This window comes from Intestinimonas butyriciproducens (assembly GCF_016901775.1).
In the GTDB taxonomy this organism is placed as follows: Bacteria; Bacillota; Clostridia; order Oscillospirales; family Butyricicoccaceae; genus Pseudobutyricicoccus.
This window is the reverse complement of record NZ_JACJKW010000046.1, coordinates 1-737: the sequence shown is the minus strand read 5'-3', so window position 1 is coordinate 737 and position 737 is coordinate 1. Positions and strand designations below refer to the sequence as shown.

Below are 737 nucleotides of genomic sequence, written 5' to 3'. Positions count from 1 at the left end.
TCAGCCCGGGCCATTTCGTCTCCTGCTTCCTGGCCGAATAAGAGACTTCCTGAAATACCGAAAAGCCGATGCGACGAAAGTCGCATCGGCTTTTTTTCTTCGCAAGAAACACAGGGATAATCGCACTATGGTTTATGGAATGGATTGCTTTTGTATTTTTGCCAAAAAAGAAGGCGTGGAACAAAGAAAAATCATTCGTCAAGAGGGAAAAGTCTGGAGTGGCTTTTGATGGAATTTTACCGGGGAAAGGCGAAAAAAGGGCAAATATGTGCAATTTTGTTACTGTTGCTGAAAAAATATGCAGAATAAATAAACATAATACACAAAAACAAAAAAACGAAAATAGAAAGGAACCGAATGATTTTATGCAACATGCAAAAAAACAAAGATGGAAATTCTACATTAAGAGAAGAACTGCATAACAATTATTAAATAAATCATAAACTTTTTATTGCAAAAATATTTTCGACAAGATATAATCGTACTACAGTCGCTCCCGATGGTAGGGGGCGGCGATGTTCCTTATACGCATTGCATGTGTCTCAACACATGTTGCGGATACTTTTTGCCAAATGCGTTTCTAACAGGAAGGGCAGCATTCTGTTGGAGACGCAGGGGTAAAAAAATTACAGGAGGATCTTATGTGGAAATTCATTGTTAAGAGACTGATTATGCTGATCCCGGTATTGATCGGCGTAACCCTGCTCGTGTTCCTGATCCTGCAGCTGGCGCCAGGC

At 40.2% G+C, this 737-nt stretch carries 2 protein-coding genes; both read left to right on the top strand.

Annotated features, from left to right (window positions below):
• Nucleotides 1-229, top strand: a 229-nt coding sequence (locus tag H6A25_RS12510) for a hypothetical protein (RefSeq protein ID WP_204752449.1), incomplete at its 5' end; no start/stop codon positions are given.
• Nucleotides 219-422 (top strand): hypothetical protein, encoded by a 204-nt coding sequence (locus H6A25_RS12505; protein WP_204752448.1) that lies wholly within the window; start codon nucleotides 219-221, stop codon nucleotides 420-422. The genes H6A25_RS12510 and H6A25_RS12505, both read left to right, overlap by 11 nt.
• Nucleotides 423-737 lie beyond the last annotated feature (315 nt).